At 71.3% G+C, this 22578-nt stretch carries 22 protein-coding genes; 10 read left to right on the top strand and 12 right to left on the bottom strand.

What is annotated here, in order from left to right:
* Window positions 1-15 precede the first annotated feature (15 nt).
* The 5 genes from AC1DDU_RS07630 (at window position 16) to AC1DDU_RS07650 (ending at window position 3220) form a co-directional block, all read left to right on the top strand.
* Complete coding sequence (locus AC1DDU_RS07630) at window positions 16-402, top strand: ArsR/SmtB family transcription factor (protein WP_477432658.1); 387 nt, start codon at window positions 16-18, stop codon at window positions 400-402.
* A 2-nt stretch (window positions 403-404) separates the two neighbouring features.
* The gene (locus tag AC1DDU_RS07635; RefSeq protein ID WP_477432660.1) at window positions 405-1385 is read left to right on the top strand and encodes an SRPBCC family protein; all 981 of its coding nucleotides are present in this window, start codon (window positions 405-407) and stop codon (window positions 1383-1385) included.
* 20 nt (window positions 1386-1405) lie between these two features.
* Window positions 1406-2284 (top strand): alpha/beta fold hydrolase, encoded by an 879-nt coding sequence (locus AC1DDU_RS07640; RefSeq protein ID WP_477432662.1) that lies wholly within the window; start codon window positions 1406-1408, stop codon window positions 2282-2284.
* 134 nt (window positions 2285-2418) lie between these two features.
* Entirely contained in the window at window positions 2419-2967 is a 549-nt protein-coding gene (locus tag AC1DDU_RS07645; protein ID WP_477432664.1) for a hypothetical protein, read from the top strand.
* 61 nt (window positions 2968-3028) lie between these two features.
* Window positions 3029-3220 (top strand): hypothetical protein, encoded by a 192-nt coding sequence (locus tag AC1DDU_RS07650; RefSeq protein WP_477432666.1) that lies wholly within the window; start codon window positions 3029-3031, stop codon window positions 3218-3220.
* Between the two features lie 22 nt (window positions 3221-3242).
* Here AC1DDU_RS07650 and AC1DDU_RS07655 read toward each other — a convergent pair whose 3' ends face one another.
* The gene (locus AC1DDU_RS07655) at window positions 3243-4382 is read right to left on the bottom strand and encodes a fatty acid desaturase family protein (RefSeq protein WP_477433463.1); all 1140 of its coding nucleotides are present in this window, start codon (window positions 4380-4382) and stop codon (window positions 3243-3245) included.
* A 171-nt stretch (window positions 4383-4553) separates the two neighbouring features.
* Between AC1DDU_RS07655 and AC1DDU_RS07660 the strand changes: the two genes are divergently transcribed.
* Both AC1DDU_RS07660 and AC1DDU_RS07665 read left to right on the top strand, forming a co-directional pair.
* Complete coding sequence (locus AC1DDU_RS07660) at window positions 4554-5456, top strand: TerC family protein (protein ID WP_477432668.1); 903 nt, start codon at window positions 4554-4556, stop codon at window positions 5454-5456.
* Window positions 5457-5582: 126 nt separating this feature from the next.
* Entirely contained in the window at window positions 5583-6545 is a 963-nt protein-coding gene (locus tag AC1DDU_RS07665) for a DUF389 domain-containing protein (protein ID WP_477432670.1), read from the top strand.
* Between the two features lie 6 nt (window positions 6546-6551).
* Here AC1DDU_RS07665 and AC1DDU_RS07670 read toward each other — a convergent pair whose 3' ends face one another.
* The 8 genes from AC1DDU_RS07670 to AC1DDU_RS07705 all read right to left on the bottom strand — a co-directional run bounded on the left by AC1DDU_RS07670 (window position 6552) and on the right by AC1DDU_RS07705 (window position 15855).
* Window positions 6552-7214 carry a flavin reductase family protein gene (locus AC1DDU_RS07670; protein ID WP_477432672.1) on the bottom strand — a complete coding sequence of 221 codons (663 nt, stop codon included), beginning with the start codon at window positions 7212-7214 and terminating at the stop codon, window positions 6552-6554.
* A 112-nt stretch (window positions 7215-7326) separates the two neighbouring features.
* On the bottom strand, window positions 7327-8010 hold the full coding sequence (locus AC1DDU_RS07675) for a response regulator (protein WP_477432674.1): 684 nt from the start codon (window positions 8008-8010) through the stop codon (window positions 7327-7329).
* The gene (locus AC1DDU_RS07680; protein WP_477432676.1) at window positions 8007-10532 is read right to left on the bottom strand and encodes a sensor histidine kinase; all 2526 of its coding nucleotides are present in this window, start codon (window positions 10530-10532) and stop codon (window positions 8007-8009) included. The genes AC1DDU_RS07675 and AC1DDU_RS07680 overlap by 4 nt, the downstream gene beginning before the upstream one ends.
* Before the next feature lie 501 nt (window positions 10533-11033).
* Window positions 11034-11648 (bottom strand): potassium-transporting ATPase subunit KdpC, encoded by a 615-nt coding sequence (gene kdpC, locus AC1DDU_RS07685; protein WP_477432678.1) that lies wholly within the window; start codon window positions 11646-11648, stop codon window positions 11034-11036.
* 24 nt (window positions 11649-11672) lie between these two features.
* A complete protein-coding gene (gene kdpB, locus AC1DDU_RS07690; protein WP_477432680.1) occupies window positions 11673-13889 on the bottom strand; it encodes a potassium-transporting ATPase subunit KdpB in 2217 nt (738 codons plus the stop codon).
* 3 nt (window positions 13890-13892) lie between these two features.
* Window positions 13893-15575 (bottom strand): potassium-transporting ATPase subunit KdpA, encoded by a 1683-nt coding sequence (gene kdpA / locus AC1DDU_RS07695; RefSeq protein ID WP_477432682.1) that lies wholly within the window; start codon window positions 15573-15575, stop codon window positions 13893-13895.
* Window positions 15575-15664: a K(+)-transporting ATPase subunit F gene (kdpF, locus tag AC1DDU_RS07700; RefSeq protein ID WP_477432684.1), complete on the bottom strand. Its 90-nt coding sequence runs from the start codon at window positions 15662-15664 to the stop codon at window positions 15575-15577. The genes kdpA and kdpF overlap by 1 nt, the downstream gene beginning before the upstream one ends.
* On the bottom strand, window positions 15661-15855 hold the full coding sequence (locus AC1DDU_RS07705; RefSeq protein ID WP_477432686.1) for a hypothetical protein: 195 nt from the start codon (window positions 15853-15855) through the stop codon (window positions 15661-15663). The genes kdpF and AC1DDU_RS07705 overlap by 4 nt, the downstream gene beginning before the upstream one ends.
* A gap of 93 nt (window positions 15856-15948) precedes the next feature.
* Here AC1DDU_RS07705 and AC1DDU_RS07710 point away from each other — a divergent pair, with 93 nt between their 5' ends.
* Window positions 15949-16458 carry a histidine kinase gene (locus AC1DDU_RS07710; RefSeq protein ID WP_477432688.1) on the top strand — a complete coding sequence of 170 codons (510 nt, stop codon included), beginning with the start codon at window positions 15949-15951 and terminating at the stop codon, window positions 16456-16458.
* On the top strand, window positions 16455-17315 hold the full coding sequence (locus tag AC1DDU_RS07715) for a DUF4097 family beta strand repeat-containing protein (protein WP_477432690.1): 861 nt from the start codon (window positions 16455-16457) through the stop codon (window positions 17313-17315). Before AC1DDU_RS07710 ends, AC1DDU_RS07715 begins: the two co-directional genes overlap by 4 nt.
* A gap of 2 nt (window positions 17316-17317) precedes the next feature.
* On the opposite strand, the gene sufU is transcribed toward AC1DDU_RS07715, so the two are convergent.
* The 3 genes from sufU to AC1DDU_RS07730 form a co-directional block, all read right to left on the bottom strand.
* Window positions 17318-17770 carry a Fe-S cluster assembly sulfur transfer protein SufU gene (gene sufU, locus AC1DDU_RS07720; RefSeq protein WP_477432692.1) on the bottom strand — a complete coding sequence of 151 codons (453 nt, stop codon included), beginning with the start codon at window positions 17768-17770 and terminating at the stop codon, window positions 17318-17320.
* A complete protein-coding gene (locus tag AC1DDU_RS07725) occupies window positions 17767-19089 on the bottom strand; it encodes a SufS family cysteine desulfurase (RefSeq protein ID WP_477432694.1) in 1323 nt (440 codons plus the stop codon). Before AC1DDU_RS07725 ends, sufU begins: the two co-directional genes overlap by 4 nt.
* A gap of 74 nt (window positions 19090-19163) precedes the next feature.
* Window positions 19164-21230, bottom strand: coding sequence for an APC family permease (locus AC1DDU_RS07730; RefSeq protein ID WP_477433465.1), 2067 nt, complete (start codon window positions 21228-21230; stop codon window positions 19164-19166).
* A gap of 153 nt (window positions 21231-21383) precedes the next feature.
* Here AC1DDU_RS07730 and AC1DDU_RS07735 point away from each other — a divergent pair, with 153 nt between their 5' ends.
* Window positions 21384-22478 (top strand): VanZ family protein, encoded by a 1095-nt coding sequence (locus tag AC1DDU_RS07735; protein ID WP_477432696.1) that lies wholly within the window; start codon window positions 21384-21386, stop codon window positions 22476-22478.
* The last annotated feature ends 100 nt before the right edge of the window (window positions 22479-22578 follow it).

Here is a 22578-nt window from a genome sequence, read left to right on the forward strand (position 1 = left end):
GTAACGTACAACCAAATGGTTGTAGGAATTGAGCTCAGCGATGACGAGATCGACCGCGTGTTCCACGCACTGGCGGCGGCGACCCGGCGCGACATCCTGCGTCGGACGCTGTCGGCCGAGTACTCCGTCTCGACGCTCGCCCGCGAGTACGACATGTCGTTCGCGGCCGTGCAGAAGCACGTCACCGTGCTCGAGGCGGCAGGCCTCATCGTCAAGCGCGCCGAGGGTCGCGAGCGTCTCGTCCGGGCGGATCCGGCCATGATCGCCCGCGCTCGCGCGCTGCTCACCCGCTACGAGGAGCTCTGGCGGTCGCGCATCGACCGACTCGACGCGCTGCTCGCCGAACCCGCCGGCGCCCCCGACAGTCCAGAGAACGACCACCGCAGGAACGAAGGAGAATGACGATGCCCGTCACCGACGTCACCACCGACCCCGAAGCGCTCACCATGACGCTCACGGCCGAGTTCGCCGCTCCGGTCGAGCGGCTGTGGGAGGCCTTCACCGAGCCTCGCGAGCTCGAGCGGTTCTGGGGACCTCCCGGCTACCCCGCCACGTTCACCGAGTTCGACCTGACCGCGGGCGGCCGCGCGCGGTACCGCATGACCAGCCCGCAGGGCGAGCAGTACCACGGCGTCTGGGAGTTCCTCGAGCTCGACGGCCCGCGATCCTTCACGGCCCTCGACTCGTTCGCCGACGAGAACGGCGAGGTGCTGGCCGACATGCCCACCTCGCGCATGGTGTTCGCCTTCGAGCAGATCCCCGCCGGGTCGCGGCTGCGCAACACCACCTACTTCGACTCCGCCGAGGCGCTGGAGAAGGTCGTCGCGATGGGCGCCGTCGAGGGCTCGACCATGGCCATCAACCAGCTCGACCGCGTCCTCGAGGGACTGCGCGCCTACGCCGCCGGCAAGGGGACGCAGACCGAGATCCTCGACGACACGCACGTCCGCATCACACGGCTCATCGAGGGCCCCATCGACCTGGTGTGGCGGGCCCACCAGGAGCCGGAGCTGATCCAGCGCTGGCTGCTCGGCCCCGACGGCTGGCGCATGTCGATCTGCGAGGTCGACCCGACGGTCGGCGGCCGCTATCGCTACGAGTGGGAGCCCCTCGAGGGCACCAAGGGCGAGCGCTTCGGCTTCGACGGCGAGACCGTCCTCACCGACGCCCCGCGGCGCGCGGTCACCACCGAGCACATGACCGGCACCGACTTCCCGTCGACGCTCAACGACCTGAGCCTCTACGAAGAGGACGGCGCGACGCTGGTCACGCTGCTGATCGAGTACCCCGACATGAAGACGCGCGACATCGTCCTGGCCACCGGCATGACCGACGGCATGGAGGCCAGCTACCGCCGTCTGGAGGGCGTGCTCGCCGGAGTGTGAGCGCGGACGAGGAGACGAAGATGACAGAGAACACCGTCGCACGCACCGTGACCACGCACGTCGTGGGCTCCGGAGAAGACGCGATCACCTACGACATCCACGGCGATCTGAGCGAGGCGACCGCCGAGCGGCCCGCGCTGTTCCTCTTCGCCGCGCCCATGGACGCGAGCGGACTGGCGCAGCTGGCCGCGCAGATCGGCGACCGACCTGTGGTGACGTACGACCCGCGCGGAGCCGGGCGCAACCCCGTCGGAACCGCCGACATCGCGGTCGAGCAGCACGCCGCGGATCTGCACCGCGTCATCGGGGCGCTGGGCGTCGGGCCCGTCGACGCCTTCGGCAGCAGCGGCGGGGCGGTGAACCTGCTCGCGCTGGTCGCGACCCACCCGGACGACGTGCGGATCGCGGTCGCCCACGAACCGCCTCTGGGCGACGTGCTCCCCGACCGTGACACGGTGCTCGCGGCGGTCGCCGACATGAAGCGTACCTACGCCGAGAAGGGCGACGGCGCCGCCATGGCGAAGTTCATGCCGTTCGTGATGACCGACGGGCCCCTGCCCGACGACTACCTCGACCAGCCGGCGCCCGACCCCGCGATGTTCGGCATGTCGCCGGAGGACGACGGCTCGCGCACGAACCCGCTGCTGCGGAACATGCCGGCCACCGTCGCCTACCGCATCGACGTCGACGCGCTGCGGGCGCTGGGCGAGCGCCTCGTCATCGCGGCAGGGGTTGAGTCCGGCGACACCCTGGCCGCGCGCGGCGCCCGAGGGGTCGCCGCCGCGATCGGTCGGCCGGTGACGGACTTCCCGAGCCACCACGGGGGATTCACCGACCAGCCGGGATACCCCGGCGACCCGGTGGGCTTCGCCGCCCGCCTGCAGGAGGTCCTCGGCTGACAAGCGACGGCGGTGCGGATGCCGAGGCATCCGCACCGCCGTCCGAGTATGGCGCGCGTCAGGATCCGTCGCCCGGCCGTTCACGTCTCGTGAGGGCGCATACCCTCAGGTCGCACTCGGCATAGACCGGATGCATGACACTCACGTCGCTCCTGCCCACACTGAGACACAGCATCCCTTCGCCCTTCGCACGCGAGCTCTGGCCCGCGGGCGCCTTGCCCGCCGTCGATGACGTGACCGTCACCGGGATCTCCGTCCTGCGGTACGTCGAGCTGTGCGGCACGCCGTGCGTCATGACGGGCGCGGCCGTGATCCCCCACTCCGGGGGCATCGCGTCCACCTCCGACACCGTGGCGGTGCTGACGGTCTCGGTCGTCGAGGTGCTCGAATCGGATGCCGCAGCCGGGTGGCGCGTCGATCCGACACCGGTCGTCGTGCTGGACGCGGTGCTCGACGCGGCCACGCCGTGCTGGAACGAGGCCCGACTGATCGGCCGCGTGTCCGACGTGCGTGATCGCCGCTTCGCGCTGACGGACGCCGCCGGCGTTCCCGTGCCGGGCGTCGGCATGATCCTTCCCGGCGATCTGCGATCGGGGGACCTCGTCACTGTGCCGTGCGCCGGCGTGGTCTCGGTGGGCGATGTGCGCCCCCGCTGCGGGACCACCGGCGAGGGGGTGGCGTGATGCTGCTCGCCACGATCACATGGGCCCATCGCTGCGCGCGCGTCGAGGCCGAGTTCGCCGAATGGTCGTCTCCGCAGGCGGATCGACGACCCGCGACCGCACCGCAGGACGAGGAGCGGGAGTGAGCGTGGCGGCGGTGCGCCGTTGCGTGGTCGAAGGAGTCCAGACGATTCCCGACGTCGGCACGGAGGCGCTGTGGGAGGATGCCGCCGCTCGCGGCATCCGCTCAGCCATCTTCCTGCAGACGGTGTGAGGCGTCCCTCGCCCGCAGCGGCTCAGGCGCTGCGGAAGCGGTTGACCATCGGGCAGTCGAACGGGTCGCGGGCGGCGAGGCCGACGCGGTTCAGGTAGTCGATGACGATCGCGTAGGACTGCAGCAGCGTCGTCTCGGTGTACGGCACGCCGCGCGTGCGGCACTGCTCGATGACGATCTCGCGGGTCCGCGAGAGGTAGGGCCGCGCCATGCTCGGGAAGAGGTGGTGCTCGACCTGGTAGTTGAGGCCGCCCATGAGGGCGGTCGCCCACCAGCCGCCGCGGATGTTGCGGGACGTGCGCACCTGCTTGGAGAAGAAGTCGAGCTTCGCGTCGGCCGCGATGATCGGCATCCCCTTGTGGTTCGGTGCGAAGGAGGCGCCCATGTAGACGCCGAACACGGCCAGCTGCACGCCGAGGAACGCGAACGCCATGCCGACCGGCAGGAAGAGGAACAGGGGCGTGAGGTAGAGCGCGAAACGTGCGGCGATGAGCGACAGCTCGATCCACCGGCCCTTCACCTCGCCGCGCGAGACCAGGTGCCGCAGCGCGTGCGCGTGGAGGTTCAGGCCCTCGAGGGTGAGCAGCGGGAAGAACAGCCACCCCTGCTTGCGGGTGATGAGCGCGCCCAGGCGGCCCACCTTCGCGGCGTCCTCGTCGAGGAATCGGATGGTGTCGACCTCGATGTCGGGGTCCTTGCCGACCCGGTTGGGGTTCGCGTGGTGGCGATTGTGCTTGTTGTTCCACCAGGAGAGGCTGATCCCCACGATCCCGGCGGCGAGGAATCGCCCGAGCCGGTCGTTCGCGGGTCCCGAGACGAGGATCTGCCGGTGGGCGGCCTCGTGCGCGAGGAACGCGACCTGGGTGAACAGGATGCCGAGGGCTGCTGCGATCAGCAGCTGGTACCAGGTGTCGCCCAGCAGGATGAAGCCGGTGATCGCGCCGCCGAAGGCGACCACGAGCGCGGCGCCGACGAGGGCGTAGAACCAGCGCGCACGCTGGAGCAGGCCGGTCTCGCGGACGACCTGCGACACCTCGGTGTACGCGCGGGCGACGGGCGGGAAGGTCTCGGTCCCGGCATACGTCTGGCGGATGGGGCCCAGTCGCGACTCGGCTGCGACAGTGGTGACGGTGGCGATGATCGCACCTGCTCTGGGTCGGATGCCGACCGCCCGGTCGACGCGGAGCCACAGGCGGATGCCGATCGCTGGTGCCCACACTACGCAGGTCCATATGGCCGCAGGGGAATGGGCGGGTGATGCCCAGGCTGTTGGGGGGTGACGTCCAGGCGCCGTTCCCGGAGGGCCGCAGAGTGCGCCGCCTACGATGGCCCCGTGGACTTCTCCTTCGCCTTCACGCCCGATCTGATCGCCGTGTTCCTGACGCTGTTCGTGCTGGAGGTGGTGCTCGGCGTCGACAACGTCATCTTCATCTCGATCCTCGCGTCCAAGCTCCCCAAGGAGCAGCAGGCGAAGGCCCGCAACCTGGGTCTCACGCTGGCGATGCTGATGCGCGTGGTCCTCGTGCTGTTCGCGGGGTGGATCGTCACTCTCAAGGAGGACGTCTTCTTCATCGGCGAGATGGGCTTCTCATGGAAGGACCTCATCCTCATCGCCGGCGGGCTGTTCCTCGTCTACAAGGCGGTCACCGAGATCCACCACAAGCTCGAGGGCGCCGAGGAGGAGCACGGCGCCGGCGGCGCCAAGGCGATCACGTTCGGGTCGGTCATCGCCCAGATCCTCGTGCTCGACCTCGTCTTCTCGCTGGACTCGGTGATCACCGCCGTCGGCATGACCGAGAACCTCGTCGTCATCATCACGGTCGTGGTGCTGTCGTTCGGCATCATGCTCTTCGCCTCGCGCTACATCTTCGCGTTCGTGAACAAGCACCCCACGGTCAAGATGCTGGCGCTGTCGTTCCTCCTGCTGATCGGCGTGTTCCTCATCGCCGAGGGCTTCGGGTTCCACATCGACAAGGCGTTCATCTACGGCCCGATGGCGTTCGCGATCTTCGTCGAGGCGCTGAACCTCTGGGCGGCCGCGTCGAAGGCCAAGCGCGAGCAGCGCCGCCGCACCCCGGTGCAGCTGCGCCCGCAGTACCCCGACGTCGACGAGTCCGTCGCCGTCGCCGCGGCGCTCTCGGGCGACCCGCATGCCGGGTCGGTGGGGCTCTCGTCCAAGCCGGTGGCAGGGGATGCCGCCCCCGCCGCGGGCGAGGAGCGCCAGGGTCTCGGCTGATCCGGTAGCGGACCACGGGGCGACGAGGTCGGCGCTGACACCGCCCGCGCACCCGGTCCCACGATCCTCACGGGACACTCACGCCGGCTGACGGCGTCGCGGGCGGCGGCACGGGAGGATGGCCGCATGCTCACCGTCCGCGTCACCGCACCCCATGAGCTCGCGCAGGAGCTGCGCACGCGCCTGCGTGACGAGCCGACCGTGAGCGACATCGTCTACGTCCCTGGCGTGGCCGCCTCCGGCACCGGAGATCTCATCCACTTCGAGCTCGCGCGCGAGAACGCCAACAACGTCATGCGCATGCTCCGCCACGCCGGCGTGCCCGCGCACGGCTCGATCGTCGTGAGCGAGCCGATCGCGGTGCTCTCGGATGCCGCCGACGCGGCCGAACGCGCCGCGCCCGGGCATCCCGCCGACGGCGTGCTGTGGGCGCAGCTGGCCGACCGGTCCCGCGAGGACGCCCGTCCGTCGTGGGCCTTCTTCGCCTTCCTGCTGCTGGCGACCCTCATCGCGGGGATCGGGCGCGTGCTCGACCAGCCGATCCTCATCATCGGGGCGATGGTGGTCGGTCCCGAGTTCGCCCCGCTCGCGGCGATCTGCTACGCCGTCGTGCGACGCAAGCGCGGGATCGCGGGCATGGCGTCGGTCACGCTGTTCGGCGGCCTCGCCGTGAGCGCGGTGATCGCCTGGGGCGTGTGGGCGGTCGCCTACGGCCTGGGGCTCATCACCTTCGAGCAGGCCACCACGGGGGCTGCGACCGAGTTCATCGTCTCGCCCGACGCGTGGTCGTTCGTCATCGCGCTGCTCGCCGGCATCGCCGGGGTGCTGTCGCTGACCACGTCGAAGTCGTCGGCCCTGGTGGGCGTGTTCATCTCGATCACCACCGTGCCCGCCGTGGGGACGCTCGGCGTCACGCTCGCCGTCGGGGCGTGGGACGAGGCGCTGAGCTCGGTGGTGCAGCTGCTCGTGAACCTCGCGGGCCTGTTCATCGCCGGCATCGCGACGCTCTACGTCCAGCTGCAGATCGGTCGGCGCATCGGCCTGCGCGTCGCGGCACGGCGCGCTCGCCGTGCTGCGGCGCAGGGCTGACCGCCCTCAGCCGCGATACCACTCCTCGTCGATCGACGCCAGGCGCGACGGCATCGCCTCGTCGCCGCGCGCGAAGAACCGCTGGAAGCTCAGCAGCAGCGGATGCCACCGCTCGGGGTCGATGCGGTTCGCGTGGCCCGCGAGCCGCAGCGACTCGCGCACGTGCACCCGGGTGATCGCGACCTCCACCGCGAGGATGCTCGCGTCGGCCGGGGTGGCCACGCCGCCGAGCGGATGCCGCGCCACGACGGTGCCCTCCAGGTGCACCGGGAACTCCGCGACGCGGGGCGGCGTCACGGTCTCGGACGCGACCGGATGCAGCCGGGCGTGGGCGAACTTGTCGGCCACGTGGCGATAGCCGGCCGCCTGCTTGCGCGGCGACACCGGGGAGCGCCCGGTGGTCAGGGCGAGCCGGTCGACCGCGTCGACCTCGGCGGCCGACGGCAGGTTGATGACGACCTCGCCGGTCGCCAGCAGGTTGAGGCCGGTCTGGCTGCGTGCCGAGGTTCCGATGACCGCGGTCTGGCCGAGCCACCACACCGAGGAGTTGGGGGCGAGGTTGGGATGCCCGTCCTCGTCGACCGTCGACAGCACCGACACCGGGGTGCCGAAGTACAGGATCGCGGGGGAGATGGCCGTGTGAGCATCCAGCGTGGTGAGAGCGCCCATCGGAGCCGCCTTTCGTGGGGGACGCGTCCAGTCTCGGACGCACCCCGCGGCGCGGTCTGGCGGTGATCGGACACCGCGTTGCGCGGTGGGCGGAGGCTCGGCGACAGCCGGATCAGGCCGCGGTGTCGGCCATCAGCCGGTACCCCATGCCCGACTCGGTGAGCAGGTGCGCCGGATGTCCCGGGTCGACCTCGAGCTTCTTGCGCAGCTGCGACATGTACAGGCGCAGGTAGCCGGTGTCGGCGACCTGCTCGGTGCCCCAGATGTCCTTCAGCAGCGCCTGCCGCGTCACCAGCGAACCGGGGTTGCGGGCGAGGAACTCGAGGATCCGCCACTCCGTCGGAGTCAGGTGCACGCGGTCTCCCGCGCGCGTGACCGACTTCGTCGACAGGTCCACCACGACGTCCCCGAAGGTCACCACGGGAGTCCCGGATGCCGCACCCGCACGCCGCGAGAGCGCCCGCAGCCGTGCCAGCAGCTCGTCGATCTGGAACGGCTTGGTGACGTAGTCGTCGGCTCCGGCATCCAGCGCCTCCACCTTGTCGGCGGAGCCCGTGCGTCCCGACACCACGATGACGGGGGCCGTCGTCCAGCCCCGCAGCGCCTCGATCACCTGCACGCCGTCCAGGCGCGGCATCCCGAGATCCACCATCACGATGTCGGGATGCTCCTTGGCGGCGAGGGCCACCGCGGCCGCGCCATCGGGGGCGGCGACGACGTCGTAGCCGTGCGCGGCGAGCGTGATGCGCAGCGCGCGGACGAGCTGGGGGTCGTCGTCGGCGATGAGGACCTTCACAGGGCGACTCCGTTCGATCGGACGGACTCGCCGGCGACGGGGAGCGCGATGACCATCGTCAAGCCCCCGCCAGGCGTGTCCTCGGGGGCGAGCGTACCGCCCATGCCTTCGGTGAACCCCTTCGACAGGGCGAGTCCGAGGCCGAGGCCCGTGGTGTTGTCGGTGTCGCCGAGGCGCTGGAACGGGGTGAACATGTCGTCGCGGCGCTCCGGCGCGACGCCGCTGCCGTGGTCCACGACCCGGATCTCGGCGGTGCGGCCCAGGCGACTGGTCGACACCCGCACGTGGGAGCCCGGCGGTGAGTGCCGCGACGCGTTGGCGAGCACGTTCACCAGCACGCGCTGCAGCAGCACAGGGTCGGCCTCCACGAGGGGGAGGTCGGGGTCGAGCGCGAGCTCGAACCGGTCGGGGCCGGCGCCCAGTTCGTCCAGCGCCGCCAGCACCACCCCGGCGCTGTCGACGGCCTGCAGCGACACGGCGAGCACACCCGCCTGCACGCGGCTGACGTCGAGCAGATCGGTGACCAGGGCCGACAGCGTCGCGAGCGACTCGTCGGCCGTCGCGAGCAGCTCGCGACGGTCCTCGGGTGAGAGGTGGGGCCCGGCGGCACGCAGCCCGCCGACCGCGGCGACGGCCGCCGCGAGCGGACGGCGCAGGTCGTGGCTCACCGCGGAGAGCAGGGCGCTGCGCACCTGGTCGGTCTCGGCCAGCACTCCCGCCTCGCGCGCGGTCGCGGCGAGGTCGGTGTGCTCGAGCGCCGCCGACAGCTGCGCCGCCACGGCGTCGACGAGGCGCCGCTCGGACGCGTCGAGCACGTGTCCGTGCAGCTCGAGCATCGCGGGCGGTCCGCCGTTGCGACGGGCGACGGTCACCGCGTCGTAGCGTCCGTCGCGCACGGGCTCGCCGTCGGTGGCCAGGACCGATCCGTCCGCGTCGACCAGGCGGACGCCGGCGAGCCCCAGCGACTCGCGGGTGCGGCTGATGAGCGCGGGCACCGCCGAGTCGCCCCGCAGCACGCTGCCGGCCACGTTCGCCAGCAGTTCCGCCTCCGCCTCGGCGCGGCGCGCTGCCCGCGCCGCCCGCGCGGCGCGGTCGACGATGAAGCTGACGAGCACGGCGATCACGACGTACAGCACCAGCGCCCACACGTTGCGCGGGTCCGCGATGGTCACGGCGTAGAACGGCGGGACGAAGAAGTAGTTGAGCGTGAGCCCCGACATCACGGCGGCGAACACCGCCGGCCAGATGCCGCCCACCAGGGCGACCAGCACGACGAGCAGCTGGTACGCAAGCACATCGCTCGTGATCGTGTCGTCGCTGCGGATCGAGACCAGCAGCCACGTCAGCAGCGGGCCGCCGATCAGCGCGAGCGCGAAGCCGAGCACGCGGCGCTTGACGCTCAGCGCGCCGCCGGTCATGCGGGGGAGCGGGAACCGGCCGCCCGCGGCGGCGTGCGTGACGATGTGCACGTCGATGTCGCCGGACTCCCGGATCACCGTCGCCCCGATGCCGGGGCCGGTGAGCGCCGCCGCGAGGCGGCCGCGCCGGCTCACGCCGATCACGAGCTGAGTGGCGTTGGCCGAGCGGGCGAAGTCCACGAGCGAGCGGGGGATGTCGTCGCCGACGACCTGGTGATAGGTGCCGCCGAGCGACTCGACCAGCGCGCGCTGCGCGGCCAGGGCCCCCGGGTCGCCCGCCCGCAGGCCGTCCTGGCTCGACACGTGCACCGCGAGCAGCTCGCCGCCGGCCGAGCGCGCCGCGATGCGGGCGCCGCGGCGCAGCAGCGTCTCGCCCTCGGGTCCGCCGGTGAGAGCGACGACGACCCGTTCCCGCGCCTGCCAGGTGCCCTCGATGCCGTGCTCGGCCCGGTACGACTTCAGCGCGCTGTCGACCTCGTCGGCCAGCCACAGCAGCGCCAGCTCGCGCAGGGCGGTGAGGTTGCCCAGCCGGAAGTAGTTCGACAGCGCGGCGTCGATCCGCTCCGCCGGGTAGACCAGTCCCGCCGAGAGGCGATCGCGCAGCGACTGCGGCGAGAGGTCGACGACCTCGATCTGGTCGGAGCCGCGGACGACGGCATCCGGCACCGTCTCGCGCTGCGCGACGCCCGTGATCTGCTCGACCACGCCGCCGAGCGACTCGATGTGCTGGACGTTGACGGTCGTGATGACGTCGATGCCGGCATCCAGCAGCGACGCGACGTCCTGCCAGCGCTTGGTGTGCACGAGACCGGGCGCGTTGGTGTGGGCGAGCTCGTCGACGAGGGCGATCTCGGGATGCCGCTCCAGCACGCCCTCGAGATCCATGTCGGTGAGCTCGACGCCGCGATGTGAGACCACGGTGCGCGGCACGACGGGCAGGCCCTCGGTGAGCGCCGCGGTGGCGGCACGACCGTGGGTCTCGACGACCGCGATCACGACGTCGCGCCCGTCCTCGGCGAGGCGGCGGCCCTCTTCGAGCATCTCGTACGTCTTGCCGACGCCGGGCGCCGCCCCGAGGAGCACCCGCAGCTTGCCGCGCTTCATGTCGTCACCTTATGTCTCCAGGGTCCTTTGACGCGTTTCGTCTCGGTCGCTGCGCTCCCTCGCTCAACGACCGGAAGCCCTTTGCGGGACTCGTCCCGGTCGCTGCGCTCCCTCGCTCGACGACCGGGAGCCCCTTGCGGGACTCGTCCCGGTCGCTGCGCTCCCTCGCTCGACGACCGGGAGCCCCTTGCGGGACTCGTCTCGGTCGCTGCGCTCCCTCGTTCGACGACCGGAAGCCCCTTGCGGGACTCGTCTCGGTCGCTGCGCTCCCTCGTTCGACGACCGGGAGCCCCTTGCGGGACTCGTCCCGGTCGCTGCGCTCCCTCGCTCGACGACCGGGAGCCCCTTGCGGGATTCGTCCCGGTCGCTGCGCTCCCTCGCTCGACGACCGGGAGTCCCTTTGCGGACTCGTCCCGGTCGCTGCGCTCCCTCGCTCAACGACCGGGAGTCCCTTGCGGGACTCGTCTCGGTCGTTGAGCGAGCGCAGCGAGACGAAACGCATCACCGGCCGAGGGCGTCCAGGGCCAGGTTCAGCTCGAGCACGTTCACCCGCGGTTCACCGAGGAAGCCGAGATCGCGCTGCTGGATGCGGGCCTCGACGAGGTCGCGCACCTGCGCCTCGTCGAGGCCGCGCGCCTCGGCGACACGAGGAACCTGCAGCAGGGCGTAGGCGGGGCTGATGTGCGGGTCCAGCCCAGATCCCGACGCGGTCAGGGCGTCGGCGGGCACGGCGGCGGGGTCGACGCCTTCGAACGCGGCGATCGCGGCCCGGCGCTCCGTGATCGCCGAGATGAGGTCGGCGTTCTCCGGTCCCCAGTTGGAGCCGCTGGACGCGCCGCCGTCGTAGCCGTCGCCGGCCGCGGAGGGACGGGACTGGAAGTACTCGGGAAGCGGGGCGCCGTCGGCATCCGTGAACGACTGCCCGATGAGCGCGGACCCGACGGTGTCGCCGCCGGCGTCCTGCACCGGCGACCCGTTCGCCTGCCACGGGAGGGCGAGCTGGCCGATGCCGGTGACGACGAGGGTGTAGCCGACACCCAGGACGAGCGTGAGGACGAGCATCGCGCGGAGGGCGACCCCTGCGGTGCGGACGGTGGTGCGGGTGGTGGTGGACATGGTGTCTCCTGTCGGGCTCCGGACTCAGAAGCCCGGGATGAGGCTCACGACGAGGTCGATGAGCTTGATGCCGATGAACGGGGCGATGACGCCGCCCAGCCCGTAGACGAGCAGGTTGCGGCTGAGGATCTGCGAGGCGCCGGCGGGGCGGTACTTCACGCCGCGCAGCGACAGCGGGATGAGCACGACGATGATGATCGCGTTGAAGATGATCGCGCTGGTCACCGCGGATGCCGGAGAGCTCAGCTGCATGATGTTCAGCGCGGCCAGCCCCGGGAAGATCCCCATGAACATCGCGGGGATGATCGCGAAGTACTTGGCGATGTCGTTGGCCAGCGAGAACGTCGTCAGCGCGCCGCGCGTGATGAGCAGCTGCTTGCCGATGCGCACGATGTCGATGAGCTTGGTCGGATCGGAGTCGAGGTCGACCATGTTGCCGGCCTCCTTCGCCGCCGACGTGCCCGTGTTCATCGCGACGCCGACGTCGGCCTGTGCGAGAGCCGGCGCGTCGTTGGTGCCGTCGCCGGTCATCGCGACGAGGTTGCCGCCCTCCTGCTCGCGCTTGATGAGTGCGAGCTTGTCTTCGGGGGTCGCCTCGGCGAGGAAGTCGTCGACGCCGGCCTCCTTGGCGATGGCGCGTGCGGTCAGCGGGTTGTCGCCGGTGATCATGACCGTGCGGATGCCCATCTCGCGCAGCTCGGCGAACCGGTCGCGCAGGCCGTCCTTGACGATGTCCTTGAGGTGCACGACGCCGAGCACGCGCCCTGCGCCGTCCTCCCCTTCCGGTCCCTGAGCCCGACGAAGGGTGGCGACGACGAGCGGCGTGCCGCCGGACTGGGCGATCGCGTCGGTCTCCCCGGTGAGCCGCGCACGGGTGTCGGCGAGGACGGGCGAGCCGGATGCCTCCAGCCACGCCAGCACCGCCGACCCTGCGCCCTTGCGCACCTGGGTGCCGTCCGGGAGGTCGACGCCGCTCATGCGGGTCTGCGCCGTGAACGGGACGGTGGTGGCGCCGTCGGGGGCGGTGACGCGGATGCCGCGGACAGCGGCCAGCTCCACCACCGAGACGCCCTCGGGAGTGGGGTCGGCCAGTGACGACAGGGCCGCGGCCCGGGCGAGCTCCTCGTCGGTGGCGCCGGGCATCGTGACGAAGTCCGAGGCGCGGCGGTTGCCGTAGGTGATCGTGCCGGTCTTGTCCAGGAGCAGGGTCGTGACGTCGCCGGCGGCCTCGACGGCGCGCCCCGACATCGCCAGCACGTTGCGCTGCACGAGACGGTCCATGCCGGCGATGCCGATCGCCGAGAGGAGTGCGCCGATTGTCGTCGGGATGAGGCAGACCAGCAGGGCCACCAGGACGGGGATGCTGACCGGCGACGCCGCGTACGACGCGATCGGGTTGAGCGTCAGCACGACGACGACGAACACGATCGACAGGCTCGCCAGGAGGATGTTCAGCGCGATCTCGTTCGGCGTCTTCTGGCGGCTGGCGCCTTCGACGAGCGCGATCATGCGGTCCACGAACGTCTCGCCGGGCTTCGAGGTGATGCGCACGACGATGCGGTCCGAGAGCACCCGGGTGCCGCCGGTGACGGCGCTGCGGTCACCGCCGGACTCGCGCACGACCGGCGCGGACTCGCCGGTGATGGCCGACTCGTCGACCGTGGCGATGCCGTGCACGATGTCGCCGTCGCCCGGGATCAGCTCGCCGGCCGTCACGATGACGACGTCTCCCAGCCGCAGGTCGGCCGACGAGACCTCGACGGTCTCGGCGCGGTCGGCGGCGGCATCCGCCTTCGCGTCGTAAGCGGTCACCCGCTGCGCGACGGTGGAGGTGCGGGTCTTGCGCAGCGTCGCCGCCTGCGCCTTGCCGCGGCCCTCGGCCACCGACTCGGCGAGGTTCGCGAACAGCACGGTGAGCCACAGCCAGACCGCGATGCCCCACGTGAACCCGAACGGCACCTCGGTGCCTCCGGAGGCCTCCGGGCCGCCGAGGAACGGCTCGGCGACCGCGATCACGGTGGTCAGTGCCGCGCCGACCCACACCAGGAACATGACGGGGTTGCGCCACAGCGCCGCCGGGTTCAGCTTGCGCAGCGCCCCTGGCAGGGCGGCCCACAGCTGCGCGGCGCTGAACGCGCGGTCGCGCGAGGGCTGGGGAGGGATGGTGCCCGGGATCGGGCCGGTGCTGGTCGCCGACCTCTCGGTCGTTGAGCGAGCGGAGCGAGACGAAACGGTGGACATGAGTCAGACGAGCCCTTCCGCCAGGGGACCCAGCGTGAGAACGGGGAAGTAGGTGAGTGCGGTGATGACGACCGAGACGACGGCCAGGAGGCCGACGAACTGCGGGCGGTGGGTGGGGAGCGTGCCCATCGTGGAGGGCACCGACCGCTGCGCGGCGAGCGAACCAGCCAGCGCCAGCACCAGGACGATCGGGATGAACCGGCCGAGCAGCATCGCGACGCCCAGCGCCGTGTTCAGCCAGGGCGTGTTCGCCGTGAGCCCTGCGAACGCGGAGCCGTTGTTGTTGGCCGCCGAGGTGAACGCGTAGAGCACCTCGCCGAGCCCGTGCACACCCGGGTTCCAGATCGACGTCGACTCCATGTCGGCGCGGACGGCCGGGATGCCGAAGCTCAGCGCCGTGCCCGCGAGCACGAGGGTCGGGGTCACCAGGATGTACAGGCTCGCGAGCTTGATCTGCGTGGGCCCCACCTTCTTGCCCAGGTACTCGGGGGTGCGACCGACCAGCAGGCCGCCGACGAACACCGCGATGACGGCGAGCACCAGCATCCCGTACAGCCCCGAGCCGACCCCGCCGGGCGCGATCTCGCCGAGCATCATGTTGATCATCGGGATCATGCCGCCCAGCGCCGTGTAGGAGTCGTGCATCGAATTGACGGCGCCGGTCGAGGTGAGCGTGGTCGCGCCGGCGAACAAGGTCGAGCCGAAGATGCCGAACCGCGCCTCCTTGCCCTCCATCGCCGCGCCTGCCAGCTGCGGTGCGGTGCCCAGGCCCAGCGACTCCAGCCACGTCACGGCCGCGATCGAGACGACCGCGATCGACCCCATGGCCGCGAGGATCGCGTAGCCCTGGCGGTTGTCGCCGACCATGCGGCCGAAGGCACGGGGCAGCGCGACCGGGATCGCGAGGATCAGCAGGATCTCGAGCACGTTCGACCACGGCGTGGGGTTCTCGAACGGGTGCGCCGAGTTGGCGTTGAAGAAGCCGCCGCCGTTGGTGCCGAGGAGCTTGATCGCCTCCTGCGAGGCCACCGGACCACCGGGGATCGACTGCGTGCCGCCGGCGATCGTGCCGACCTCGGTGAATCCGTTGACGTTCTGCGTCACGCCGGCGATCACCAGCGCGATCGCCGAGATCACGGCCAGCGGAAGCAGCAGGCGCGTGAGTCCCCGGGTGAGGTCGACCCAGAAGTTGCCGATCGTCGCGGATCCGCGGCGCGAGAACCCGCGCACCAGGGCGATCGCGACGGCGATGCCGACGGCCGCCGACACGAAGTTCTGCACCGCCAGTCCTGCCAGCTGCACCGTGTAGCCCATCGTGAGCTCGGGCGAGTACGACTGCCAGTTCGTGTTGGCCACGAACGACGCCGCCGTGTTGAAGGCAAGGCCTTCGGGGACGGCCGGCAGCCCCAGTGAGTACGGCAGCACCGCCTGGAAGCGCTGCAGGGCGTAGACGAAGAGCACGCCCATCGCCGAGAACGCCAGGACGCCGCGCGCGTAGGCCTGCCAGGTCTGCTCGGAGCGGGGGTCGACGCCGACGAGGCGGTACATGCCGCGCTCGACGCGCCAGTCCCTCTCAGCGGTGTACGTGCGGGCGATCCAGTCTCCGAGCGGGCGGTACAGGAACGCGAGGATCAACAGGACGGTGGCGATCTGGAGGATGCCGGTCCACACCGTGGCGGCATCCATCAGAACTTCTCCGGCTTCACGAGGGCGACCACGAGGTAGACGATCGCGGCGACGCCGAGGGCGGCGCCCAGGAGCGAGAACACGATCACAGCTTCTCCGCCCCCTTGGCGATCAGGCCGACGAGCGCGAACAGCGCGAGCGTCAGGGCGAGGTAGATGACATCGAGCACAGGGACTCCCGGTGGGTGCGTTCCGGCGGTATCGGCCGCGCGGCGGTCCGCAGTGCCGCGGACCCGGATTCGATGCAACCCCGCAGCGGATGCCGTCTGCGTCGTCCTCACGGAATCCGAACGTCCTGCTCGCGGACGCTCACGATCCCCTGACGGCACCACCCCGACATTGACGCGACATCAGAGTGGTGTCACCATGACGTCATGCAGATCGGGACCCACGTCGAGGAGCTCCAGCGTCAGCTCGCCGCCGCCTCGGGCGGGGCCGAGGCGGGCGAGGTCGCCGAGAGGCTGGCCGCAGCCCTCGAGCCCGCGGCGCGGCTGGCGATCCTCGAGGCGCTCTCGGAGGCGGCGGGCGAGATCACCCGCGAGCTCGCACCGGGTTCGGTCGACGTGCGCCTGCGCGGGCGCGAGGTCGACTTCGTGGTGACGCGGCCCGGCCCGGACACGGCGCCCGCCGAGGCGACCGCGAACCCGAGCGGGTCGGTGCCTGCCGGCGACGCCGGAGGGGCGGCATCCGACGACGCCGACGACGCGACCGCCCGCACCACCCTGCGGCTGCCCGACTCGCTCAAGTTGCGCGCCGAGACGGCCGCCGGAGCCGACGGGCTCTCGCTCAACGCCTGGCTCGTACGCGCCGTGTCGGCCGCGCTCGATCCGGCACCGCCGGCGCGCAACAGCAGCTCCGCGTACACCGGCTGGGTGCGCTCATGAGCACGTACCCCGTGTCGGGGCCGGTCGCGATCCGCATCGAGCTGCAGATGGGCCGGATCGACGTCGTCGCCGAGCACCGCCGCGATCTCACTGTCGACGTCGCACCCGCCAACCCTCACCGCGGCGGTGATCGCAGTGCCGCCGATGCGGTGCGCGTGACGCACGCGGGCTCCGACCTGCGCATCGTCGGGCCGGTGCGTTTCAACCTGTTCGGCTCGGGCGACTCGGTCGACGTGTCGGTGCGCGTGCCGCAGGGCTCCGACGTGTCGCTGGCGCTCAAGTACGGCTCGATCCGGGTGGCCGGCGCCGTCGGCACCGCCCGCATCGCGCTCGACTACGGCGATGCGACCCTCGAACGAACCGGCCGCGCCGACCTGGGCCTCGGCCACGGCGAGCTGCGCGTCGAGCACGTGCGGGGCGATGCGGACGTCAGCATCCAGTCCGGGCGCGCCCGCATCGGGATCGTCGACGGTGCGCTGCGCCTGAAGGGATCGGATGCCGGCATCGACGTGGGCTCCGTCTCGGGCGTCGCCGACATCGCGACCTCCAGCGGGGTCGTGCACCTCGGCGACCCGGGGCCCGCCCTCACGGTGCGCTCGGCGTACGGAGCCGTGCGGATCGGCGACCTCAACGGCGGCACGGCCCGGGTCGAGGCGTCCTACGGCGCGGTGACGCTGGGCGTGCGCTCGGGGACCGCGTGCTGGGTCGACGCCTCCAGCCAGCACGGCGTGGTGCGCAACGAGCTCGCCGCCGCCACCGGACCGGTGGAGGGCGAGGGCACCGTCGAGCTGTACGCGCGGGCGGGGTACGGAGACATCACCGTGCACCGCACGCATCCGGTCGCCGGCGGCGACTGAGATCAGGCGCGGGCCGACGCGTCCTCGAACGCCACCCACGCGAGCATGGCGCACTTCACGCGGGCCGTGAACTTCGACACCCCCGACAGCGCGGCGGCATCGCCGTAGACCTCCTCGTCGAGCGCGATCGCGCCGCGCGAGCGCAGCGCCTCGCGGAAGCCGTCGATGAGAGCGGATGCCTCGGCCTTCGGCATCCGCTCCTCTTCCTCGATCAGGGAGGCGAGCATCGACGCCGAGGCCTGCGAGATGGAGCAGCCGGCGCCGTCCCAGCTGACCCCGGTCACGTCGGCGCCGTCGTCGGACAGCTGCACGCGGAGGGTGATCTCGTCGCCGCAGATCGGGTTGCGCTGGTGCGAGGTGGCCACGCGGCCATCTTCGGCGGCCAGGCCCTTGCCGTGCGGGCGCTTGGAGTGATCGAGGATCAGCTCCTGGTACAGGGATTCGAGGTCGTTCATGCGTCCGCTCCGAAGAAGGCCCTCACGCCCGACAGCGCATCGAGGAACACGTCGACGTCGTCGGCGGTGTTGTAGAGCGCGGTGGATGCCCGCACCGACGCGGTCAGGCCGAATCGGCGGTGCAGCGGCTGGGCGCAGTGGTGGCCGACCCGCACCGCGACGCCGCGCGCGTCGAGGAACTGGCCGACATCGTGCGCGTGCACGCCCTCGACGTCGAAGGCCCACAGCCCGACGCGCTCCGCCTGCTGCCCGGTTGCTGTGCCGGCCGAAGCATCGCCGAGCAGGCGCACACCGGGGATCGTGCGGAGGCCTTCAGCCATGCGCGCCTCGAGTGCCTTCTCGTGCGCGTGCGCGGCATCCATTCCGACACCGTCGAGGTAGCGCACGGCGGCGGCGAGGGCGATCGCCTGCGACACCGGCTGCGTGCCCGCCTCGAACCGCTGCGGCGGCGGCAGGTACGACGCCTCGTCGAGGGTGACCGTGGTGATCATCGAGCCGCCGGTGAGGAACGGCGGCAGCGCCTCGAGCACGTCGGACCGGCCGTAGAGACCGCCGATCCCGTACGGGCCGAGCATCTTGTGTCCCGAGAAGACGGCGAGGTCCACGCCCAGCGCAGGAAGATCCAGCGGCAGGTGCGGCGCCGACTGGCACGCGTCCAGCACGGTCAGTGCGCCCACGCCCTGCGCGAGCGCGATGAGCTCGGCGACCGGGTTCACGATGCCCAGCACGTTCGACACGTGCGTGAAGGCGACGACGCGGGTGCGCTCGCCGATGAGGGCGGTGGCGGCATCCATGTCGAGGGTGCCGTCGTCGTGCACCGGGATGTGGCGCAGCACCGCGCCGGTGCGGGCGCACAGCTCCTGCCACGGGATGAGGTTCGCGTGGTGCTCGATCTCGGTGACGACGATCTCGTCGCCCGGGCGCAGCGCGAAGCGCGCGCTCTCGGGGGCGCCGCGCCCGAGAGACGCGTTGCCGATCGCGTAGGCGACGAGGTTGAGTCCTGCCGTCGCCCCGCTCGTCCACACCAGCTGCTCGGGCTGCGCACCGACGAACCCTGCCACGGTGACGCGGGCGTCCTCGAACAGCTCGGTGGCCTCGGCGGCGAGGGTGTGCGCGCCGCGGTGCACGGCGGAGTTCGCGCGGGTGAGGAAGTCCACCTCGGCGTCGATGACCGCCCGCGGCTTCTGGCTGGTCGCACCCGAATCGAGGTACACCAGGCGCTGGCCGTTCACGCGCTCTCCGAGGAGCGGGAAGTCCTCGCGGAGCGCGGCGGCGTCGAGCACGACGGCCGGCGTCGGGGCAGGTGCGGAAGCGGTCACCCTTCAAGGCTACGCGGGATGCCGCCTCCCGGCGCCGTCGTCACCGTCGAGCGGCGCCGCACACCGGTCGCGCGCTACTTGGGTTCGGCCGCCGCCGGTACGTCGACCTTCTCGGGAGGCCCTGCCGGTCGCACGGCGCGCCGGCCGTGCGACTCCACCTGGGGGGCCGCAGCCCGCCCGGCGCGGTCGTCGCCCGGGAGCGACCGTGACCGTCTGCCGTAGATGAGCTCGGACGAATCCAGCAGCCACGGCACGAGCGTGATCGACACGCCGTGCACCAGCATGAGCTGCTGCGCGATCCGCCGCGCGCGCCGGTTGTGGAGGATCGACTCCCACCAGTGCCCGACGATGTACTGCGGCAGGTACACCGTGACCACCGCCGACCCGTGCTCCTCGCGGTATTTCTTGACGAACTCCGCGATCGGGCTGGCGTAGGTGCGGTACGGCGACTCGATGATCTTCAGCGGGATCGGCATCCGGTGTGCGCGCCATTCCGCCTCGAGCTGCGCGGCGTCCTCCTTCGTCACCGAGATGTGCACCGCGAAGGTCTTCTCGTGCTTGGCGGCCAGCGCGTAGTCGACGGCCTTCACGACGGGCTTCTGCAGCTTGTTGACGAGGATCAGGGCGACGTCGCCGGTCGAGCCGAAGTGGGTCGTGTCGTCCATCTCGATCTCGTGCTCGACGTCGCGGTAGTACCGGTGCACGCCGATCATGAGGAACGACAGGATCGGGATCGCCAGGAACACCAGCCACGCGCCGTGCGTGAACTTGGTGATGGTCACGATCACGAGCACCGACGCCGTCATCGTCGCGCCGAGCGAGTTGATGATCAGGCCCTTGCGGTAGCTGAACTGGTCGGCGCGGGTCGCCTTGCTCGCCCGCTCGTCCGCGGGCAGCGCCTGGATCGCACGGAGGCCGCGGGTCCAGTGCCGGATCATGCCGGCCTGACCGAGCGTGAACGACACGAACACGCCGATGATGTACAGCTGGATCAGGTTCGTGAGGTTGGCCTGGTAGACGATCAGCACGCCGATCGCGACGAGGCCGAGGATGATCATGCCGTTCGAGTACACGAGGCGGTCGCCGCGGGTGTTCAGCGCCTTCGGCGCGTAGCCGTCGCGGGCGAGGACCGATCCCAGCAGCGGGAACCCGTTGAACGCGGTGTTGGCGGCCAGCAGCAGCACGACCGCCGTGGCGGCCTGGATGATGAAGAACGGGATGGAGTTCATGCCGAACACGGCCGACGACACCTGGGCCATGAGGCTCGGCTGCGGGTTGCTCTCGCAGTCGAAGCCGATGAGGTCGCACGGGTTCTCGGCGTAGTGCACGCCCGACACGAGCGCGATCGCCGTCAGCCCCGCGAACAGCAGGATCGCGATCCCGCCCATCATCGCGAGGGTCGACTGGGCGTTGCGGATCTTCGGCTTGCGGAACGCCTGCACGCCGTTGGAGACGGCCTCGACGCCGGTGAGGGCCGAGCAGCCGCTCGAGAACGCACGGAGCACCAGCAGGATGACGGCCGCCTGGGTGAGGCTCTGCGTCTCGACGCCGTACTGGGCGCTCGAGGCGACGGGAGGGCTGCCCGTCGCGATCTGGAAGAGCCCGACGACGATCATGACGCCGACCGACCCGATGAAGACGTACGTCGGGATGGCGAAGGCGCGCGAGGCCTCCCGCACGCCGCGGAGGTTGACGATGACGATGAGGATGACGAAGCCGACCGCCAACTCGACCCGGAACGGGTTCAGGCCGGGCAGCGCCGAGATGATGTTGTCGACGCCGGAGGCGACGGACACGGCGACGGTGAGCGCGTAGTCGACGGCCAGCGCCGACGCGACGATCACGCCGGGGATCTCGCCGAGGTTCTTGCGGGCGACCTCGTAGTCGCCGCCGCCCGACGGGTAGGCCTTGATGAGCTGGCGGTAGCTGATCACGACGACGATCAGCAGGACCACGACCGCTGCGGCGACCCAGGGGGCGAAGGCGAGGAAGGCGAGCCCTCCGGTGAGGAGGATGAGCAGCAGCTCCTGCGGCGCATACGCGACCGACGACAGCGCGTCGGACGCGAAGATCGGCAGCGCCATCCGCTTCGGAAGCAGGTGCTCGTCGGTGTCGGTGGACGCGAGCGGATCCCCCAGAATGAGCCGCTTCGCGATCGGGGTCTCGTCGACCGACGGCTCCCGGCTTTCGTTCGTCACGGCGGGTAAGGCTACCCGCGAGGAGATCGTGAGGATGCATCCATACGGGCATCCTCACGAAATCCTTACGCCTGGTCCGTCTGGGAAACTCGTAGGGTGCAGGACCAGATCATCCTCGGCGTGCTCGCGATCACCGCGGGCGTCGTCGTGGCCGTGCTGCTGTTCGTTCCTTTCGTCGCGCTGAGCTATCGCCGCCAGGGCGGATTCGGCGCGGGCAGGTTCGTGCTGTGGGCGGCGGCGCTGATCTACCTCATGGCCATCTGGACGTACACCCTGCTGCCGCTGCCCGACCCCGCGGGGATCCGCTGCGCCGGCGTGAACCTCGACATCCTCGCCTTCGTGGACGACATCCGCGGGGCGATCGGCCGTCCTGGTCGCACCATCAGCGATCCGGCCGTCCTGCAGCTCCTGCTGAACGTGCTGCTGTTCGTGCCGCTCGGCTTCTTCCTGCGGGTGCTCGCGGGACGCGGAATCCCCACCGCCCTGCTGGTGGGGCTGGGCATCTCGCTGTTCGTCGAGACGACGCAGCTCACCGGGGTGTGGGGCCTGTACCCGTGCGCCTACCGCGTGTTCGACGTCGACGACCTCCTCACCAATACGCTGGGCGCCGTCATCGGGTCGGTGCTCGCGCTGGCCGTCCCCCGGCGGCTGTGGGGCACGCCGCGCTTCCCCGATGCCGAGACGCCCCGCCCCGTCACGCGCCGCCGGCGCCTGCTGGGCATGCTGTGCGATGTGCTCGCCGCGTGGCTCACGGCCCTGGCGGTCGCCGTGGTGTTCCAGGTGATGCTGCACCTGATGGGGGCGGATGCCGCGATGCGCGACGGATCGGCGGCATCGGCGGTGGCCGGGGTCGCACCGATCGTGGTGTGGTTCGTGGTCACGCTCGCGACCGGCCGCACGATCGGCGACCATGCCGTGCAGCTGCGGTTCACCGGCGGCGAGCTCCCGATCGGCCTCGCCCGATTCCTGCGGTTCGCGGGCGGCATCGGCGGGTACCTGGTGATCAGCGCGCTCCCCGGAGCGTGGGGATTCGTCGCCGGCGTGTTCGCGCTGCTGTCGTTCGTGCTGGTGCTCACCACCGACGACCGGCGCGGTCTGCCCGGTCTGCTGTCGGGGCAGCGCCTGATCGACGCGCGTGAGCCGGTGACACCGGATGCCGCGCCTCCGCCCCCGCCGCTTCTCCCGGGCTGACCCTTCGTCTCGGTCGCTGCGCTCTCTCGCTCGGGGACCGGTGTGCGCTGCGCTGCCTCGCTCGGGGACCGGTGTGCGCTGCGCTGCCTCGCTCGGGGAC

The sequence above is a fragment of the Microbacterium sp. 05T445 genome (genome assembly GCF_056395865.1).

Bases quoted from the DNA above. Each gene is read 5' to 3' on its own strand.
- AC1DDU_RS07635 (WP_477432660.1), top strand. From the start codon at position 405: ATGCCCGTCACCGACGTCACCACCGACCCCGAAGCGCTCACCATGACG.
- AC1DDU_RS07680 (WP_477432676.1), bottom strand. From the start codon at position 10,532: ATGAAGCGCGGCAAGCTGCGGGTGCTCCTCGGGGCGGCGCCCGGCGTC.
- AC1DDU_RS07670 (WP_477432672.1), bottom strand. From the start codon at position 7,214: ATGGGCGCTCTCACCACGCTGGATGCTCACACGGCCATCTCCCCCGCG.
- AC1DDU_RS07665 (WP_477432670.1), top strand. From the start codon at position 5,583: ATGCTCACCGTCCGCGTCACCGCACCCCATGAGCTCGCGCAGGAGCTG.
- sufU (WP_477432692.1), bottom strand. From the start codon at position 17,770: ATGAACGACCTCGAATCCCTGTACCAGGAGCTGATCCTCGATCACTCC.
- AC1DDU_RS07640 (WP_477432662.1), top strand. From the start codon at position 1,406: ATGACAGAGAACACCGTCGCACGCACCGTGACCACGCACGTCGTGGGC.
- AC1DDU_RS07710 (WP_477432688.1), top strand. From the start codon at position 15,949: ATGCAGATCGGGACCCACGTCGAGGAGCTCCAGCGTCAGCTCGCCGCC.
- AC1DDU_RS07645 (WP_477432664.1), top strand. From the start codon at position 2,419: ATGACACTCACGTCGCTCCTGCCCACACTGAGACACAGCATCCCTTCG.
- AC1DDU_RS07715 (WP_477432690.1), top strand. From the start codon at position 16,455: ATGAGCACGTACCCCGTGTCGGGGCCGGTCGCGATCCGCATCGAGCTG.
- AC1DDU_RS07650 (WP_477432666.1), top strand. From the start codon at position 3,029: ATGGTCGTCTCCGCAGGCGGATCGACGACCCGCGACCGCACCGCAGGA.
- AC1DDU_RS07630 (WP_477432658.1), top strand. From the start codon at position 16: ATGGTTGTAGGAATTGAGCTCAGCGATGACGAGATCGACCGCGTGTTC.
- kdpB (WP_477432680.1), bottom strand. From the start codon at position 13,889: ATGTCCACCGTTTCGTCTCGCTCCGCTCGCTCAACGACCGAGAGGTCG.
- kdpA (WP_477432682.1), bottom strand. From the start codon at position 15,575: ATGGATGCCGCCACGGTGTGGACCGGCATCCTCCAGATCGCCACCGTC.
- kdpC (WP_477432678.1), bottom strand. From the start codon at position 11,648: ATGTCCACCACCACCCGCACCACCGTCCGCACCGCAGGGGTCGCCCTC.